The 16905-nt window shown below is 68.6% G+C and carries 15 protein-coding genes; 8 read left to right on the top strand and 7 right to left on the bottom strand.

Features of this window, described 5'->3' with window-relative positions:
* Nucleotides 1–21: 21 nt before the first annotated feature.
* The 3 genes from NF4_RS39060 to cobN all read left to right on the top strand — a co-directional run bounded on the left by NF4_RS39060 (nucleotide 22) and on the right by cobN (nucleotide 5617).
* On the top strand, nucleotides 22–234 hold the full coding sequence (locus tag NF4_RS39060) for an aromatic-ring hydroxylase C-terminal domain-containing protein (RefSeq protein WP_369690916.1): 213 nt from the start codon (nucleotides 22–24) through the stop codon (nucleotides 232–234).
* 1043 nt (nucleotides 235–1277) lie between these two features.
* Nucleotides 1278–1451 carry a hypothetical protein gene (locus tag NF4_RS06195; RefSeq protein ID WP_157120023.1) on the top strand — a complete coding sequence of 58 codons (174 nt, stop codon included), beginning with the start codon at nucleotides 1278–1280 and terminating at the stop codon, nucleotides 1449–1451.
* A 536-nt stretch (nucleotides 1452–1987) separates the two neighbouring features.
* The gene (gene cobN / locus NF4_RS06185; protein WP_063126318.1) at nucleotides 1988–5617 is read left to right on the top strand and encodes a cobaltochelatase subunit CobN; all 3630 of its coding nucleotides are present in this window, start codon (nucleotides 1988–1990) and stop codon (nucleotides 5615–5617) included.
* 13 nt (nucleotides 5618–5630) lie between these two features.
* Here cobN and NF4_RS06180 read toward each other — a convergent pair whose 3' ends face one another.
* The 4 genes from NF4_RS06180 to NF4_RS06165 form a co-directional block, all read right to left on the bottom strand.
* The gene (locus NF4_RS06180) at nucleotides 5631–6122 is read right to left on the bottom strand and encodes a hypothetical protein (RefSeq protein WP_063126317.1); all 492 of its coding nucleotides are present in this window, start codon (nucleotides 6120–6122) and stop codon (nucleotides 5631–5633) included.
* Between the two features lie 237 nt (nucleotides 6123–6359).
* A complete protein-coding gene (locus NF4_RS06175) occupies nucleotides 6360–7112 on the bottom strand; it encodes a nucleotidyltransferase domain-containing protein (RefSeq protein WP_198165242.1) in 753 nt (250 codons plus the stop codon).
* A gap of 182 nt (nucleotides 7113–7294) precedes the next feature.
* Nucleotides 7295–8062 (bottom strand): SDR family oxidoreductase, encoded by a 768-nt coding sequence (locus tag NF4_RS06170; protein WP_063126315.1) that lies wholly within the window; start codon nucleotides 8060–8062, stop codon nucleotides 7295–7297.
* A 135-nt stretch (nucleotides 8063–8197) separates the two neighbouring features.
* Nucleotides 8198–8944, bottom strand: a complete 747-nt coding sequence (locus tag NF4_RS06165) for a TetR/AcrR family transcriptional regulator C-terminal domain-containing protein (RefSeq protein WP_063126314.1) — start codon at nucleotides 8942–8944, stop codon at nucleotides 8198–8200.
* A 54-nt stretch (nucleotides 8945–8998) separates the two neighbouring features.
* Between NF4_RS06165 and NF4_RS06160 the strand changes: the two genes are divergently transcribed.
* Both NF4_RS06160 and NF4_RS06155 read left to right on the top strand, forming a co-directional pair.
* Nucleotides 8999–10471: an MFS transporter gene (locus NF4_RS06160; protein WP_063126313.1), complete on the top strand. Its 1473-nt coding sequence runs from the start codon at nucleotides 8999–9001 to the stop codon at nucleotides 10469–10471.
* A gap of 31 nt (nucleotides 10472–10502) precedes the next feature.
* Nucleotides 10503–10880, top strand: coding sequence for a PPOX class F420-dependent oxidoreductase (locus NF4_RS06155; protein ID WP_063126312.1), 378 nt, complete (start codon nucleotides 10503–10505; stop codon nucleotides 10878–10880).
* Nucleotides 10881–10967: 87 nt separating this feature from the next.
* On the opposite strand, the gene NF4_RS06150 is transcribed toward NF4_RS06155, so the two are convergent.
* Nucleotides 10968–11888: a hypothetical protein gene (locus NF4_RS06150; protein ID WP_157120021.1), complete on the bottom strand. Its 921-nt coding sequence runs from the start codon at nucleotides 11886–11888 to the stop codon at nucleotides 10968–10970.
* 139 nt (nucleotides 11889–12027) lie between these two features.
* On the opposite strand from NF4_RS06150, the gene NF4_RS06145 reads away from it, so the two are divergent.
* Nucleotides 12028–12435 (top strand): nuclear transport factor 2 family protein, encoded by a 408-nt coding sequence (locus tag NF4_RS06145; protein ID WP_063126310.1) that lies wholly within the window; start codon nucleotides 12028–12030, stop codon nucleotides 12433–12435.
* Between the two features lie 74 nt (nucleotides 12436–12509).
* Here NF4_RS06145 and NF4_RS06140 read toward each other — a convergent pair whose 3' ends face one another.
* Together NF4_RS06140 and NF4_RS06135 are read right to left on the bottom strand one after the other, a co-directional pair.
* Entirely contained in the window at nucleotides 12510–12863 is a 354-nt protein-coding gene (locus tag NF4_RS06140; RefSeq protein WP_063126309.1) for a 4Fe-4S dicluster domain-containing protein, read from the bottom strand.
* Nucleotides 12860–14449 carry an FAD-dependent oxidoreductase gene (locus NF4_RS06135; protein ID WP_063126308.1) on the bottom strand — a complete coding sequence of 530 codons (1590 nt, stop codon included), beginning with the start codon at nucleotides 14447–14449 and terminating at the stop codon, nucleotides 12860–12862. The genes NF4_RS06140 and NF4_RS06135 overlap by 4 nt, the downstream gene beginning before the upstream one ends.
* A gap of 155 nt (nucleotides 14450–14604) precedes the next feature.
* Here NF4_RS06135 and NF4_RS06130 point away from each other — a divergent pair, with 155 nt between their 5' ends.
* Together NF4_RS06130 and NF4_RS06125 are read left to right on the top strand one after the other, a co-directional pair.
* Nucleotides 14605–15663 (top strand): ABC transporter substrate-binding protein, encoded by a 1059-nt coding sequence (locus tag NF4_RS06130; RefSeq protein WP_063126307.1) that lies wholly within the window; start codon nucleotides 14605–14607, stop codon nucleotides 15661–15663.
* A 20-nt stretch (nucleotides 15664–15683) separates the two neighbouring features.
* Nucleotides 15684–16889 (top strand): MFS transporter, encoded by a 1206-nt coding sequence (locus tag NF4_RS06125; RefSeq protein WP_063126306.1) that lies wholly within the window; start codon nucleotides 15684–15686, stop codon nucleotides 16887–16889.
* The last annotated feature ends 16 nt before the right edge of the window (nucleotides 16890–16905 follow it).

Raw genomic sequence — 16905 nt, 5'->3', positions numbered from 1 at the left:
ACTTCCGTAAGTGTCGAGAAGATTCTGGAGGCTTCCACCGAACGCAAGGTGCCGCTGAAGGTCGTCGATCTCCCCTCTGCTGCAGCGGCCGAACGGCTCCGAGCCGCACTGATCCTGGTACGGCCGGACCAGTACATCGCTTGGCGCGGCGCCGAGATCCCCGCGGATCCGGCGGCACTGATCGATCGGGTGCGGGGAGGGAGCCGGGTGCCGAGTATGCAACCGGCGGGCTGACGCGCCGGTCGACCGGTCCGCGGCCGCTGTCGTATCCACGCGCACGACGGTCGCGCCGGGATTCGGGCTCTGCCCGACGGAAGGCCTGGTCATCTGCCGCTCCAGCCTACTTGCCGGCTTGTACTCGGCACTTGGTTCCGGAGGCAAGGTCCGTATCCGATTCGCCGCCGCTCGACTTCGCGGCGAACGCGCCCGGGATCAGGGTTCCGCTGCTGGGAAAGGCTGTCGCGGTGCGCTTCGTGGTCGAGGTGAGTCCTGTTCCCCCTCTGGGCGGTCATGGACTCGTCGATGAGCGCCGGCGGGATCGAGTGCGTTCATTGTGGTCGTCCTGATCGGGGCCGGCGGGTGGGGGTGGTCTTGTCGCGGCGGGTCCATCGCGACGGGCCGAACTGCCGACCCCCCGAAGTGTTCTGATTCTCGGTTCCACTGTCCATTCTATTAGCGCCGAAGGGGCGTATATCTGTCCATTCCGGGACCAGAGGGAGAAGGAAATAGGATTCTGCACTCACCGAAATGCAGGTAAACGCCTCTTCGGCGCACCGCTTCCCCGATGGGCAGCGAAGCCCGCGCTCGGTGCATTCTCAAGAATATGTAAGTAACTCGGTTCGCGGCACTCGGCCGATTGACATTCCACGGACCACCGTATGAACTGGGTCCGGCACAGGGAACGGCTCAGCAATTGCGCGCGACCGGACAGCTCGCTGGCGCCGGCATCGGAGAATTCGACATGTGGGTGGCGGCAGCGGTTTTCGCGGTTGCGTGAGTAACGGATGCGACGGCGCGGGCGCGACGATCGGGAATCGTCAGCCTTGCTCGACGGTATTCGGCCTCTCGCATTCGGCCTGAGCGTGTAAGCCCTGATGTCGAACGAGTTCGTGACCATACACGACGCAGTGGAAATTCAGCGTCGGACGACAGGAATATCGCTCGATGGGGAAAGGATCGACAGCAATATGGACTCGAATGCCGAGAGCGCGCCGGGCGGACACCGGCAGGAATTGCGCCCAATCGCCGGGACCGAACCTGTGCGCAATGAGCCCACCGTGAGTGCGGCGTCCGCCGACAGGTGCATTCTCGCTACCATCGATATGCGCGGCCGTCTGGTGGGGCTGCGATTTTCTCCGGGTATCGAACAACTGACATATGACGAAATCGCCGAGCAGGTTCTCGCCACCGTCCGGCAGGCCGCCGAACAGGTCTCGCGACTCGATCGGTAGCCGCCCGACCGCCTACCGTTCTACCTGTACCGCCCGGGTCGGCATGATCTGCGCGACGAGTCGGCCCGATCGGTCATGGACCTCGGTTTCGACGACGGGAACGACCACCTGGCGTGTGGCGGTCGAGGAGGCGTTCCGGCACTGTCGGGCCGGAACGCGCGCAGAGTTCGGTTCTATTCCACTGAGGTGGTCGCGTGCAGCCTTCGAAAGATTCGAGAGCGCGCACATGGGGGAGGATCGGCGGGGGCTACTGCACCCGGCGGGCAGCGCGCCTCCAGGGTGCACAATGCTCCGTGCCAGACGCTGCGGCTACGCACTGACCCGGGGCCGTCTTCGAACACCTCTACACCGAGGCGTTCGGCGGCCGCCCGCCGGTGTGGTGCAGACGCCCCCAGTGTTCGCGGTAGCATCCGGGTGCTCGACGGGTGACGAGGAAACCGGTGGAACTCCGGTGCGGTCGCGCCACTGACACAGCCAGACCCTCTCCGGCGAGCACACAACCCCCCACGGGCGCGTCACCCAGGAAGGTCATCGCTGTGATTCTGCTGCTGTCCACCTCCGATACCGATCTGCTGAGCGCGCGCGCCAGTGGCGCCGAGTATCGGTGGGCCAATCCGGCCCGATTGCTCGTGGAGGATCTGCCCGGCCTGCTCGCGGGCGCCGATCTGGTGATCGTGCGGATCCTCGGCGGCAAGCGCGCCTGGGAGGACGGCCTGGCCGCGGTGCGGGCGAGCGGGGTGCCGGTGGTCGCGGTCGGCGGCGAGATGGCCCCTGACGCCGAACTGATGGAGTGCTCGACCGTACCGGTCGGCGTGGCCTCCGACGCGCACAACTACCTGGCGGCAGGCGGACCGCAGAATCTGCGCCAGCTGCACCACTTTCTCTCCGATACGGTCCTGCTCACCGGGCACGGGTTCGAACCACCGGTGCAGCTGCCCGCCTGGGGCCGGCTCGAACGCGCCGCGCGGTATCCCGAACCGGTGGCCGGGAAACCGACGGTCGCCGTCGTCTACTACCGGGCGCAGCATCTGGCCGGGAACACCGGCTATATCGACGCGCTGTGCGGTGCGATCGAGGACGCCGGCGCGGTACCGCTGCCCGTCTACTGCGCCTCGCTACGTACCGCCGAGCCCGACCTGCTCGCCACTCTCCGGCAGGCCGACGCGCTGGTGGTCACCGTGCTGGCGGCGGGCGGCAGCAAACCGGCGCTGGCCGCGGCGGGCGGTGACGACGAGGCGTGGGATATCGGCGCGCTGGCCGAACTGGATGTACCGATCCTGCAGGGCCTGTGCCTGACCAGTGGCCGCGCGCAGTGGGCGGCCAACGACGACGGGCTGTCCCCGCTGGACGTGGCGACCCAGGTCGCGGTCCCGGAGTTCGACGGCCGGATCGTCACGGTGCCGTTCTCCTTCAAGGAGTTCGACGAGGACGGACTGTCCACCTACGTGCCCGACGCCGAACGCGCCGCCCGGGTCGCCGGGATCGCGGTGCGGCACGCACGGCTGCGGTATATCCCCGCCGGCCGCAAACGCCTGGCACTCATGCTGTCGGCCTACCCGACCAAACACGCCCGTATCGGTAACGCCGTCGGGCTGGATACGCCCGCCAGCGCTATCGCGCTGCTCACCGAATTGCGTGCCGCCGGATACGATCTAGGCGCCGCGGGTGAGGTCCCGGGCCTGGAGGAACGCGACGGCGACGCGCTGATGCACGCGCTGATCGCCGCCGGTGGGCAGGATCCCGACTGGCTCACCGCCGAACAGCTCGAGGGCAACCCGGTACGGATCGGCGCCCAGGTCTACACCGCCTGGTTCGACACGCTGCCCGAGGAGCTGCGCACCGCTGTCGTCGAGGCGTGGGGGCCGCCCCCGGGTGAGCTCTATGTGGACCGCTCCGCCGACCCGCGTGGCGAAATCGTCATCGCCGCCCTGCGGTTCGGCAATGTGGTGCTCATGGTGCAGCCGCCGCGCGGTTTCGGCGAGAACCCGGTCGCCATCTACCACGACCCCGATCTCCCGCCGAGCCACCACTACCTCGCCGCCTACCGGTGGCTGTCCACCGAGCCCGCGTCCGGGGGTTTCGGCGCGGACGCGATGGTGCATCTGGGTAAGCACGGCAACCTGGAGTGGCTGCCCGGCAAGACCCTGGGCATGTCCGCGGCGTGCGGTACCGATGCCGCCCTGGGGGACCTGCCGCTGATCTACCCGTTCCTGGTGAACGATCCGGGGGAGGGTACCCAGGCCAAACGCCGTGCCCACGCCACCCTGGTGGATCATCTGATCCCGCCGATGGCGCGTGCCGAGAGTTATGGCGATATCTCCCGTCTCGAACAGTTGCTCGACGAGCACGCGAACATCTCCGCGCTGGACCCGGCCAAACTGCCCGCCATCCGGCAGCAGATCTGGACGCTCATGCGGGCCGCGAAGATGGACCACGATCTGGGGCTGGCCGAACGCCCGGACGAGGAATCCTTCGACGATATGCTGCTGCACGTCGACGGCTGGCTGTGCGAGATCAAGGATGTCCAAATCCGCGACGGCCTGCATATTCTCGGCCGCGCTCCGGCCGGTGACGGCGAGGTCGACCTGGTCCTGGCCATGCTGCGGGCCCGGCAGTTGTGGGGCGGGGAGGTGTCGGTGCCGGGGCTGCGGGAAGCGCTGGGGCTCAGCGAATCCGGTGGGGAGGCGCGGGAGCGGGTCGATACGGTGGAGGCGCGCGCCCGGGAACTGATCGTCGCGTTGCAGGCCACCGGGTGGGCCCCCGAGGCCGTGGACGGGCTCGTCGACGAGCACGCGGAACTGTTCGAAACGGCCGGCGGAGATCGCGCGGCGGTCGCCGCGGTGCTGCGGTTCGCCGCGACCGAGGTGGTGCCGCGATTGCGCGGGACCGGGGTCGAGATCGACCGCGTACTGCACGCGCTGAACGGCGGTTTCATCCCCGCCGGCCCGAGTGGTTCGCCGCTGCGCGGCCTGATCAACGTGCTGCCGACCGGCCGGAACTTCTACTCCGTCGACCCGAAGGCCGTACCGTCGCGGCTGGCCTGGGAAACCGGGCAGGCCATGGCCGAATCACTGCTCGAACGCTATCGGGCCGACCACGGCGAATATCCGCGCTCGGTGGGTCTGTCGGTATGGGGCACCTCGGCCATGCGCACCTCCGGTGACGATATCGCCGAGGTACTCGCTCTGCTCGGGGTGCGCCCGGTCTGGGACGAGGCCAGCCGCCGGGTCACCACCCTCGAGGTGATCGATCCCGCGGAACTGGGCCGGCCGCGCGTGGACGTGACGGTACGGATCAGCGGATTCTTCCGCGACGCCTTCCCGCACGTGCTGGCGCTGCTCGACGACGCGGTCCGGCTCGTGGCCGACCTCGACGAACCCGCGGAGACCAACTATGTCCGCGCCCACACCCGCGCCGATCTCGCCGAGCACGGTGACGAGCGCCGGGCCACCACCCGTATCTTCGGGTCGAAACCGGGCACCTACGGCGCGGGGCTGCTCCAGCTGATCGATTCCAAGAGCTGGCGCACCGACGACGATCTCGCGCAGGTCTACACCACCTGGGGCGGCTACGCCTACGGGCGCGACCTCGACGGCGCCCCGGCGGCCGACGATATGCGTACCGCGTACCGCCGGATCGCGGTGGCCGCGAAGAACACCGATACCCGCGAGCACGATATCGCCGACTCCGACGACTACTTCCAGTACCACGGCGGGATGGTCGCCACGGTGCGTGCCCTGACGGGGAAGAATCCGGAAGCCTATATCGGCGACAGCACCCGCCCGGATGCCGTCCGCACCCGCACGCTGTCGGAGGAGACCACGCGCGTGTTCCGGGCCCGGGTGGTCAATCCGCGCTGGCTCGAGGCCATGCGCCGGCACGGCTACAAGGGCGCCTTCGAGATGGCGGCCACGGTGGACTACCTGTTCGGCTACGACGCGACCACCGATGTGATCGCCGACTGGATGTACGAGAAGCTGTCCGAGAGCTATGTGTTCGACGAGACGAACCGCAAGTTCATGGAGCAATCCAATCCGTGGGCGCTGCACGGTATCGCCGAACGTCTGCTGGAGGCGGCCGAACGCGGGATGTGGGCGAGCCCCGAGCGGGAGACGCTGGATCGGCTGCGCCAGGTGTACCTGGAGACCGAGGGCGAACTCGAGTAGCCGCCGGGACGGGTCAGAGGGTCCAGCTGCTCTGCACGAAATAGTCGCTGGTGGCGAAGATGATCCGGTCCGGTGTCTGCTGCTGGTCGATGCCGAAGGCCACCAGCCCGTGGCGGGGCTGTCCCGGCTCGAGGAACCCGGCCGGGTATTCGCCGGGGACATCGGTGAGCGGATACACCGTCGTCCCGTCGGCGGTCACCATGCGCAGGTCGAGTGTCGGCAGGAAGTAGGGGTTGCCCGCCGTCTGTTCGGCGGTCAGGTCGTAGACCAGCACCCGCCGGCCGTCGGCGCGCGGCTCGACCACCGCGTCGGCGGGGGCGATCGTCACGGCCATATCGCCGCCGGTACGGACCGGGAACGTGGTGCCGAGCGGTCCGGAAGGCACCGGATCCTGCTCGGCCGCAATCGGCGGTTCGGGGATCACCGGGACCGGTTCGGCGCCGGCGGCGGTGGCGGAGATGAGCGGGAGAACGACGGCAGCGGCGGCCAGGACGGTCTTTTTCACAGTGGGTCCTTCGGAGTCGTCGGCGCTCGGGGCGCCCTGGCGGTGCCGGCACGCCGTTGGCCGGTCGAAGCGGTCGGCGTCGCTCGGGCGCCGGGCGGGCCGCGGTCTGGTCACGGGGGGAGTGGCGGCCCTCCGCGAGCCTAGAAGCCCCGTGGTCGCCGACGCATCCCGGGAAACCGATCTTGCCGAACATGTGATGTTCGATCTTGCCGAGACCGCATCGTGACCCGAGGACGGTCAGGCGGCGTCGCCCGCCGACACGGTGACGAACAGCTCCCGGGCCGCGTCGACCGCCCGGGCGAGTACCGCCGGGTCGGTCGTCAGCCCGCCCACGATCTCGTCGACGGACCGTAGCCCGGCACGTTCCAGTAGTCGCTTCTCGTTGGTGACCCACTCACCGCGAGCCGCCAGCACCGCGTGTGCCGTCTGTACGGCGGCGGTGGCCAGCGCGCCGGCGACTTCTGTCGCCTGTCCGCGTCGGACGTATGCGTTTCGCGCATAGTGCAGTGTCATGGTCGCCCGATCCCGCCATATCGGCGGAGCCGCGCGGCGCAGTGCACCCGGGTAGGTGGGGCAGGGCAGTGTGCCGTGCAGTACCTGGTTGACGGCGAGTTCGGCGACCACGAGGTAACTGGGGATACCCGCGAGGTGGAACATCAGCGGCTCCCAATGGAAGCGACCCTGCCGGGCCTCGGCGAGTTCGTGTTCGACGACGTCGAGGTCACGGTAGTGGACGTCTACGTGCCGGTCGTCGATCACGAGCCAGGCTCCGCCGTTGAAAACGCCTCCGCCCCAGCCGCCGACCTCGGAGACCTCGCCCGCCCAGCCGACGGCGCGCAGATCCGCCGGGTCGAAGGCGCCCCGGTAGTAGACGGCGAAGTCCCAGTCGCTGTCCGGTGTGTGGGTGCCCTGTGCGCGTGATCCACCGAGGGTGACCGCGTGCACCGTCGGCAGGCCGGCCAACCGGCCGGCGACGTGGGCGAGGAACATTTCGTCGGTCACAGATCTCCGTCCATGGCATACGGGATTTCGATCGTTGCCGGTCGGTATCCTCCGACCGGGTCTCGGTGGGGCTTGCGGACAGAAACGTCCTCGGCCGCAAGCCCCGGGAGATCACCGGAATGGTATCGAGAGCCCGCCCTGTGCGGGCTCTCGAATCGGCCGACCCGTCTTCACCAGGGCACGGGGCCCTCATCGCCGAACATGCCCGCCGTCGGCCCGTCGACGCCGAGGGTGGCCAGGCGCACCAGCACCGCGGCGCCCTGCGCGACCGTGCGGAACCCGGTGTGGTTGTTGCTGTCCGTATCGACGTAGCCCGGGCAGGCGGCATTGACGAGAAAGCCGTCCTTGCGCAGTTCGTTGGCGTAGTTCACGGTCAGCGCCGCCAGCGCGGACTTGGAGGGGTTGTAGGCGGCCGAGGGCAACAGTCCCGCGAAAGGCCCGTCCGGATCGCTGATAAGAGTCAGCGAGGCGGCATGGCTGCTCACATTCACGATGCGCGGCGCCGGCGACCGCCGCAACAGCGGCAGCATCGCGTTGGTCACCGCGATCACCCCGAACACATTGGTCTCGAACACCGCCCGGACCATCTGCAGATCGACAGTACTGGGTACCTGATCGTAGGCGTCCTGCGGCGAGATCTGTCCGGAGCCGGTGATTCCGGCATTGTTGATCAACACGTCGAGACGGCCGAAACGATCCCCGATCTGTTCCGCCGCCCCCGCGACTCCGGCCGGGTCTGTGACGTCCAGGACAACAGCATGTACGTCACCACCCGCCGCGCGCAGCGCCGCCGCGGCCTCCTCACCCCGCCGCGGATCTCTGGCGCCGAGCACGACAGTCGTACCCAGCGCAGCGAGTTGTTCGGCGGCCCCCCGCCCGATCCCTTTGTTCGCGCCGGTGATCAGTGCGACTTTCCTGCCGGTGGTCTGCTCGCTCATGGTCGGCTCCTTGTTTCGTCGTGAAACGGACGAACACAAGACGCCGGCGATTCGAACTCCGTAACAGAGCAGCTGTGTGTCGTAGGCCACCGATCGTGCGCTTGCGCCGGCCTGCCGGTTGCGGCTCGTCGGGCGTCAGCGACGGTGGTGGGATTCGTCCACGTCCGTGGGCGGCGCGGGTTGCTGGGCGCGCAGCCGGGCCTCCAACCCGTCCAGCAGGCACAGCAGCCCGAAATCGAAGCCGAGCGCATTGCCTACCGCGGAATCCTCGGGCATGAGCGTCCGGTAATCGGCGCGCATCTGGGGATAGTCGACGCTGAGTTCGTCCAGTATGCGCATCACCTGGCCACTGTCCACGGGGCCGCCGTGGGCCTTCTCCATCGCGATCAGCGGCACGACCTGGCCGAGGACGAAACTGGTGACGGTGCCACTGGCCAGGTAGACGTCGAAGCCCCGGAAACCCGCTTCGGTGAACGCCCGGCGCAGCCGCTCGGTCAGCCGGAAGGCCTGCGGGCCGACACTGGGTATCCGGCCGATGAGCGTCGCCGACCACGGATGCGACAGCAGGGCACCGCGGAAGTTGTAGGCGAAGGTGCTGAGCAGTTCGCGCAGGCCGGAGGCGGATTCCAGCCCGCCGTCGTCGATCGAACCCCAGATCTCGTCCAGGGCCAGTTCGAGAAGTTCGTTCTTGTTCGCGACGTGCCAGTACAGGCTGGTGGCGCCCGCCCCGAGTTCGGCGCCGAGTCTGCGCATGCTGAGCGCGTCGAGACCCTCCGCGTCCAGGACGGCCACCGCGGCGCGCACGATCTGGTCGCGGCTCAGGCCCGAGGTCCTGGTCCGGCGGGGTGCACGGGTCCACACACTTCTGAACTGCTCGGTCACAGTTCGATCCTAACCGCACTCGCACAGTGTTCGATTTTGTCGTACGTTGTGCGAGTGGAATCGAACACTGTACGAGATCCCCGCCGATGGCTGATCCTCGCCGCGTTGTGCCTCGCGTTGCTGGTGCTGATGATCGACAGCACTGTGCTCACCATCGCGATCCCCTCGCTGATCCGGGAACTCGACGCGACACCTTCCGATATCCAGTGGATCCTGGATTCCTACGTGCTGGTCTTCGCCGGTCTGCTGCTCACCGCGGGCAGCCTGTCCGACCGGTTCGGCCGCCGGTTGATGCTGATCCTCGGCCTGATCGTGCTGGGGGTGGGTTCACTGGCCGCGGTCCTGGCCGCCGAACCCTGGCAGGTGGTCGCCGCCCGGGCCGTCATGGGTGTGGGCGGTGCCCTGCTGATGCCCTCGACGCTGTCGATCCTGATGACCACCTTCGACGAGAGCGAACGCCGGATGGCGCTGGCCGCCTGGTCCACGGTGTCGATCCTCGGTATCGTCGCCGGTCCGACGCTGGGCGGTCTGCTGCTGCAGCACTACTGGTGGGGTTCGGTATTCCTGCTGAACATTCCGGTGGCCGTGCTGGCGATCGCCGCCGCCCTGGTGCTGATGCCGGAGACCACCGGTGAACAGCGCCCGATCGATGCGCTGGGGGTGGTGCTGTCGATTGTCGCGCTCGCCTCGACCGTGTACCTGATCATCGAGCGCGAATGGAACCTCCCGATGCTGATCCTGGCGGTCGTCTCCGCCGCCGCCTTCGTGCTGTGGGAGCGTCGGCAGGAGCATCCGATGCTGCCCCTGGGACTGTTCGCGAACCGCGATTTCACCGGCACCTGCGCCACCGTGCTGCTGATGGTGTTCGGGATGGGCGCGGTCATGCTGATGCTCACCCAGTACCTGCAATTCGTCCTCGGCTACGGGCCGATGAAAGCCGGTCTCGCACTGCTGCCCTATGCCTTGGCCGGCGCGGTGTGCAACGGCCTCGGTGCGACCCTGGGCAAGAACCTCGCGAACAAGACGCTGGTCGTGGCGGGATTGTCGGTCATGGCCGCCGCCTTCGCGATCCTGGCCATCGGCGCCGGCTATCTGTGGGTACTGGCCGGCATGCTGGTCATGGGGATCGGCGGGGGCCTGGCCGGACCGGCCGCCTACACCGCCATCATGAACGCCATACCGCTGCGGCACGCGGGCGTCGGCGCGGCCCTCAACGACACTCTGCAGCAGGTGGGTATGGCGTTGAGTATCGCCATCCTGGGCAGTGTGCTGGCCGGCGTCTTCACCGCGCGAATGCCGGCCGACGCGCCCCCGGCCGCCCGGGAATCCATCGGCGCGGCATTCGAACTCGGATACTCCGAGGTCGCGAAGATGGCGTTCACCGACGCGATGTCGACAGGAGCGTGGGTGGGTGCCGGATTCACTGCGGCGGCCGCCCTCCTCGGCGCGCTCGTCCTGCGGGCCCGTCCACGACCGGCCGGCAGCGAAGAACCGGCGGCCGAGGAAATCCCGGCCCGCAATCCGTGACGCGCGACCGCTGTCGGCCTACCGTGTAGCAATGAGCTGGGACCAGCTGGCGCAGGCCAAATATGTTTCGCTGACCACCTATAAGAAGGACGGCTCGCCCGTCGGGACCCCCGTCTGGGTGGCGCCCGACGGCGACCGCCTCCTGGTGTGGACGAACCCGACCTCCTGGAAGGTCAAGCGGATCCGCCGCAACCCCGAGGTCACCCTGCAGATCTCGGACAACCGTGGGCGTACGCAGGGTGGCGAGGTGCTTCCCGGCGCCGCCGAGATCCTGGACGCGGCGGGCACCGAGCGCGCCCGGGAGGTCGTGGGCCGGAAATACGGGTTGATCGGAAAGGTCATGATCCGCGGTCACAAACTGCTGCGCGGAGCGGACGGGTCGGTCGGGATCGCGATCACGCAGCGGTAGCACGTGCCGGACCGAGCTTGCTGTTCCGGACCCCGATAGTCGAGGTCGGGCGGGCGGTCGACGGCGGTGGGTCCGGGCTTCCACGGTTCACCACCGGCCGCGACCGAATACGATTTCGAACGGAACATCCGGGTCGTAATAGCGTCGGCCGTGCGGGCTCCTCAGGGCATACATACCCTTGGTCAGCTCATCGACAGTGGTGATCTGCACCGCATCGACGACCTGCGAGAAGGATCTGGTCTCGGGATCCCAGTCCAGGGGGTATTTCGGTAGGTACCAGGAGGAATAGAGTTCCGGCGAGCCATCCGGCCCGGTGCGTCCGGTGGCGACCGCGACATGCTCTGCGTTGCGCCCCCACATGACGATATCGCCGCGCTGCGGTCGTGGCCCGTCGGGAGCCCCGGTGTAGACCTGGCGTCCCTCCGGGATCAGCCAGTCACCCATTCGGTTGAGCCACATATCCAGGTGGGCCCCATCCCACGTGCCGTCCGGACGTCGCTGTAACTCGAGCAGCTCACGCAACTGATGCTTGTCCAGGACTCCGGTACGCGCGGCCGCGTACGCCACCATCTCCCAGCAATTCAGGCCGAAACGCTCGCTCAACGGCGCGAGTGGGCCCTCGGTCTTCAACCAGTTCTCCAAGGTTCGATAGCCCTTGCGGAACAACTTGGGGTCATAGTTCGCCCACCGTGCTTTGTCTCCGGCGCGATGAATCCGCTCGAGCTCGTCCGCGATCAGGGCAGGGGCATTCTCGACACGGCGCACGGGAGGCTGGTTCCATCTGCCCGGGTAGATGCCGGAGTAGTGCGAAGCAGGCTTGATATGCGTACTGTCGGAAGAGTTGGGCAGATGGTTGCGGTCGCTGTGGGCCAGCGTGGTCCTGCCGACGTTCAGGCGCCGCGCTGTCGTGGAGGTGTCGTGGTGGAGTACCCGAGCGACGTCGCCGACAGAGCTGCCGACCCGCTGCAATACCCGCGCTATCGTTAGGTCCAGGCCTGTTCCGGGCACTCTGTCAACGATACGTGCAGGCAGGGCGAAAGTCGCTGAGCTACCGCGTGATGCGTCTTTCATGTGCTGCTGCGGTCGGCGCGTCGTCCCGTTCTGTCTATGATGATCCGCACTGCCGATCAATGAGGCGAGGTATCCGATGCACCCGTTCCGCAAGGCCGTGGAGGAGCGCGATTCCGCCGCCATCGAGGCACTGCTGGCCGATAATGTGGTGTTCACCAGTCCCGTGGCGTTCAAGCCCTACCCCGGTAAACCCCTCACCGCGGCCATTCTCCGCGGTGTGCTGCGTGTTTTCGAGGATTTCCGCTACATCCGGGAGATCGCCGACCCCGGCGGCCGCGACCACGCGCTCGTCTTCGAGGCGACGGTCGCGGGTAAGCGGCTCACCGGCTGTGATTTCCTGCACTTCGACGCGGACGGCAAGATCGACGAATTCATGGTGATGGTGCGTCCGCTCTCGGCGGCCACCGCGCTGGCGGAGGCCATGGGCGCGCAATTCGAGCGGATCCAGAGCGAGGCGATCGCCGCGAGTACGGACGCGCGGTAGCCGACCGCCCCCGCGGCCGCGGCCCGGTACCGTAATCGTCGCGGCCGCCGGGAATCTGCCCGTATGCCGGTCGATCAGCTGGTGAGCGGCGATCCGTCGGGTTGGAGCGCGGGCCCGACCGCGCGCAGGGTGCCGGGTTTGCGGCCCTTGCCCCAGCCGATCTGCGCGCGGTAGCTGCCCAGCAGCCCGCTGCGGGCCAACTCCTCCTGATCTCCGGCCGCGGAGGATTCCGGTTCCGGGGTGGTGCGCGGAGAGACGAACAGCGCGTCGGCCGGGCAGTTCGCCTCGCACTGGAAGCAGGTCTGGCAGTCGCCGTGCCGGCTGATCACCGGGATACCGTCGGCGCCGCGGTCGAAAACATTGGTGGGGCATACCGCGATGCATTTGTCGCAGGCGATGCAGCGCTGCGCGGACACGAGTTCGATCACGACGCCACCGCCGCGGGGATCGTGGCCTGTTCGGGCCGCACCCAGATCCGGTCCAGCCCGCCGGTGATCAGCCGATGGTGCTGAGCGGGGTCCTGGTCGGGGAAATCGAGCCGTTTCGCCATGCCCCGGGTCTCGGTGCGGGCCAGGGCCGCCCGATACATCCAGCGGGCGTGCGCGGTCATCGCCGCGGCCTGCCGGGTGCGCACCCGCTCCGCGCCGTCGCCGCCCAAGGAGTCGCGGATCTCCGACCAGAGCGCGTCCAGGGTGGTCAGCGATTCGGTGAGCACGCTGCCGCGCCGCAGATAGTTCTTGTCGTAGGGCAGGACCTCGCGCTGAACGGCGGTCACCACCTGCCGCGGGTCGTGCTCGGTCCGGCGGCCCTCGGGCCGGGCGCCCACGTCGCCGATCCCCGTCACCCGGCGGCCCGCCGCACCGGCCCCGAGCGACAGGGCGTACCGGGCGGCGCCGGCGCCCGCCCAGGTGCCCGAGGAGATCGCCCAGGCGGCATTGTGACTGCCGCCGCCGGTGAAGCCGCCGCAGATGAGTTCGCGGGTCGCGGCGTCACCGGCCGCGTAGAGGCCCGGCACACTGGTACCGCATTCGTCGGTGACGAGCCGGATTCCGCCGGTGCCGCGGACGGTGCCCTCGGCGATCAGCGTGATCGGGAACTTCTCGGTGAATGGATCGATGCCGAGCCGGTCGAAGGTCAGGAAGAAATTCGGCTGGGCACGACGCATGGCGGCCCGGGCCGGCTCATCGGCCTGATCGATTCGGCAGAAAACCTTGTCGCGCAACAGTTCCGCCGCGATGGGGGAGCGGTTGCGGCCGCCGGCCCCCTCGAGCACGCTGCCGTCGGCGCGGTAGAAGGTGGCGAAATGATAGAACGCCGTCTTGGTCACCGAAGTCCCCTCCGGCGCGATGCCGTAGGCGTTCGAGAACTCCATCCCGGACAACTCGGCCCCGGCCTCGACCGCGAACAGCGCGCCATCGCCGGTGTTCACATCGCAACCCAACGCCTTGGACTGGAAAGCGCAACCACCGGTCGCCAGGACCACCGCACCGGCCCGGACCCGGTAACTCTCCCGGGCCTGACGTCGATAGCCCGCGGCCCCCGCGACCGCACCCGTCGCGTCGACCAGCAGTTCGGTGACCGGGCTGTGGTCGAGGATCCGCACACCGGCACGGCGTACGCGGATCCGCATCCGCCGCATGTACTCCGGGCCCTGCAGTCCGTTGCGCAATTGCTTCCCGTCCGGTCCGACCGGGAACGGGAAGCGGGCCTGTTCGGCGAGTTCGTTCAGGCGTTCGTAGGTTTCGTCGAGGACCCGCTCCGACCAGCGCCGATCGGCCAGATAGCCGCCCAGGCCCGCGCGGCTCGCGATCGCGGCCTCACGTGCTTCCGGGTCCGGCGGGACGTACCACACGCCGGTGCCTGCCGAGGCGGTGGCGCCACTGGTCCCGCAGTACCCCTTGTCGGCGAGCACCACCTGCGCGCCGGCGCGGGCGGCGCGCAGGGCCGCCCAGGTGGCGGCGGGGCCACCACCGATCACGAGAACATCGGTGCTCAATTCGTGCACATCCGTCATTCGAATCCCTCATTCCACGACCGCGTCCACCTCGGCGCAGCGCGGGTCACAGTGACGAATGCCAGGCTGCACCCGGGGTCACCCGGCGGACAACGATTGGAATCGCGGGTAGTGCAAATCTCGTCGCCGACGGCCGGCGTCGTCATGATCACGGCATGCGTAAACGTGTGCCGGCCTTGCTCTTCGCGCTGCTCGCGGCCGTCTCCCTGGTGTCGGCGTGCGGTACCTCGTCGGAAGCCCGGACGACCGAGGACGGGAGGACGCTGATCCGGTACCAGGGCTGGGCCAGTCAGGTCACCTATCCCGAGCTCGCCGCCGATCTGGGCTATTTCGACAAGGTCGCGCTGGACTGGGTCGGCAATACGACCAGCGGCCCACAAGACATCCAGTCCGCGGCCACCGGTGCCACCGATATCGGCGGCGCGTTCAACGGCGCCGTCGTGAAACTCGCCGCCGCGGGTTCCCCGATCACGTCGGTAATCAGCTACTACGGCTCGGACAAGGAGAATTTCACCGGGTACTACGTGCTGGACAACAGCCCGATCCGCAGTGCCCGCGATCTGATCGGCAAGAAGTTCGGCGTGAACACCCTCGGTGCGCACCACGAGTTCGTGGCCCGTGAGTGGCTGGCCCAGCAGGGTCTGTCCAACGATGAGATCGCCAAGGTGGAGCTGACCGTGGTGCCGCCGGTCAATGCGGAACAGGCGCTGCGGCAGGGGCAGATCGATGCGGTCGCGCTGTTCGATATCTGGCGGGACGAGGCAGTGTCCCGGGGCGGAGTCCGGCCGCTGTTCACCGACGGCGACCTGTTCGGTGCGTTCAGCTACGGCACCTACATCGTTCGCGACGACTTCCTGGCCCGAAACCGTGACGCCGTCGCCGATCTGACCAAGGGCACCGCCCGCGCGATCCGCTGGGCCCAGACCACCCCGCGCGACCAGGTGATCGCGAAATTCAAGGACATCATCACGCGGCGCGGACGGGAAGGCGAGAGCCCCGACAAGGCGAACTACTGGAAGAGCACCGGCGTCGCGGGGCCCGGTGGCGTCACGCGCGAGCAGGAGATCCAGCTGTGGATCGACTGGCTGGTCCGCAACGGTGAGGTGGAGAGCGGGAAGCTGACCGCGAAGGACCTCTACACCAACGAGTTCAACCCCTACGCCAACGGCACCTATCCGGAGAATGCCGGACCGGACGGCAAGGTGGTCGGATAGGGCGCGGCCGAGCCGAACGGATGACATCCACCTGGACAGCGCTGCGCCCCCTGCTGCCCACCGTCTTCCTCCCGTCCGCGGTGTTCGGGATCGGTCAGGGCGCCGGTTCCCCCGTGATCGCGCTGACCGCCCGGGATCTGGGCGCCTCGGTGGGCGTGGCGGGGGTGATCGTGGCCCTCGTCGGGCTCGGCGCGGTACTGGGCGATCTCCCGGCGGGCCGGGTCGTCGCCCGGTTCGGCGAGCGGCGCTCGATCATCGCCGGATCGCTGATCGGCACCACCGGGGTGCTGCTGTCGCTGCTGGCCTGGACGCCCGCGGTGCTGGCGGTCGGCGCCCTGCTCACCGGGGTGTCCAACGCGGTGTGGGGGCTGGCCCGGCAGAGCTATCTCGCCGAGGTGGTCCCGGTCGAGATGCGGGCCCGGGCCATGGCGACCTTCGCGCTGATGTGGCGGCTGGGCTTCCTCATCGGCCCCTTCGCGGGCGCGCTGATGATCCTCGGGATGGGCACCCGCGGCGGTTTCGCCGTCCAGCTGGCCGGCGTGATCGTGTCCGGCTATCTGATGTCGCGGGTGCCCGACCCGCCGCGCGCCCACGACGCACCGGCCGGAGGGGTCTCGCTGGGGACGATCCTGCGCCGGCACCGGCGGCTGCTGGCGACGCTGGGCGCCGGATCGCTGCTCATGGGCGCGGCCCGCGCATCGCGGGAGGCGGCGCTTCCGCTGTGGGCCGACCATATCGGTCTGGACGCCGCGTCGGCGTCGCTGGTGTTCGGTATCGGCGCCGCGTTCGACCTGCTGTGTTCGTATCCGGCCGGGCAGCTGATGGACCGCTACGGCCGCCGGTTCATCGCGGTGCCGTCGCTGCTGATCATCGCGCTGTCCTATTTCCTGCTGCCGCTGGCCCATGATGTGTGGACCATCGGCGCGGTGGCCGTGATCATGGGGATCGGCAATGGTTTCGGTAACGGCGTGATCATGACCCTGGGCGCCGATGTGGCCCCGGCCGCCACTCGCGCGGAATTCCTGGCGGCCTGGCGGCTCACCCACGATTTCGGCATGTTCCTCGGGCCGTTGGCCGCCGGGGCCGCGGCCACCGTGGTAGCGCTCGGCGTGGCGGTGGCGGCGCTGGGAGTGGTCTCGGTGACCGGTGCCGGGGTGATGTTCCGGTACATCCCGCGGTTCGTCCCGGTTCCCGGTCGTTCCACACCCGACCTGGTCGCTCGATAGCTCGTTCCCTCGCCCC

The organism is Nocardia fusca NBRC 14340 (assembly GCF_001618425.1).
GTDB lineage: Bacteria > Actinomycetota > Actinomycetes > Mycobacteriales > Mycobacteriaceae > Nocardia > Nocardia fusca.
The sequence above is the reverse complement of the archived record's forward strand: the minus strand, read 5'-3'. Positions and strand labels throughout refer to the sequence as shown.

Excerpts from the sequence above, each read along its gene's own strand:
- NF4_RS06145 (WP_063126310.1), top strand. The coding sequence starts at position 12,028 with ATGCACCCGTTCCGCAAGGCCGTGGAGGAGCGCGATTCCGCCGCCATC.
- NF4_RS06175 (WP_198165242.1), bottom strand. The coding sequence starts at position 7,112 with ATGTTCCTCGCCCACGTCGCCGGCCGGTTGGCCGGCCTGCCGACGGTG.
- NF4_RS06125 (WP_063126306.1), top strand. The coding sequence starts at position 15,684 with ATGACATCCACCTGGACAGCGCTGCGCCCCCTGCTGCCCACCGTCTTC.
- NF4_RS06130 (WP_063126307.1), top strand. The coding sequence starts at position 14,605 with ATGCGTAAACGTGTGCCGGCCTTGCTCTTCGCGCTGCTCGCGGCCGTC.
- NF4_RS06155 (WP_063126312.1), top strand. The coding sequence starts at position 10,503 with ATGAGCTGGGACCAGCTGGCGCAGGCCAAATATGTTTCGCTGACCACC.
- NF4_RS06170 (WP_063126315.1), bottom strand. The coding sequence starts at position 8,062 with ATGAGCGAGCAGACCACCGGCAGGAAAGTCGCACTGATCACCGGCGCG.
- NF4_RS06135 (WP_063126308.1), bottom strand. The coding sequence starts at position 14,449 with ATGACGGATGTGCACGAATTGAGCACCGATGTTCTCGTGATCGGTGGT.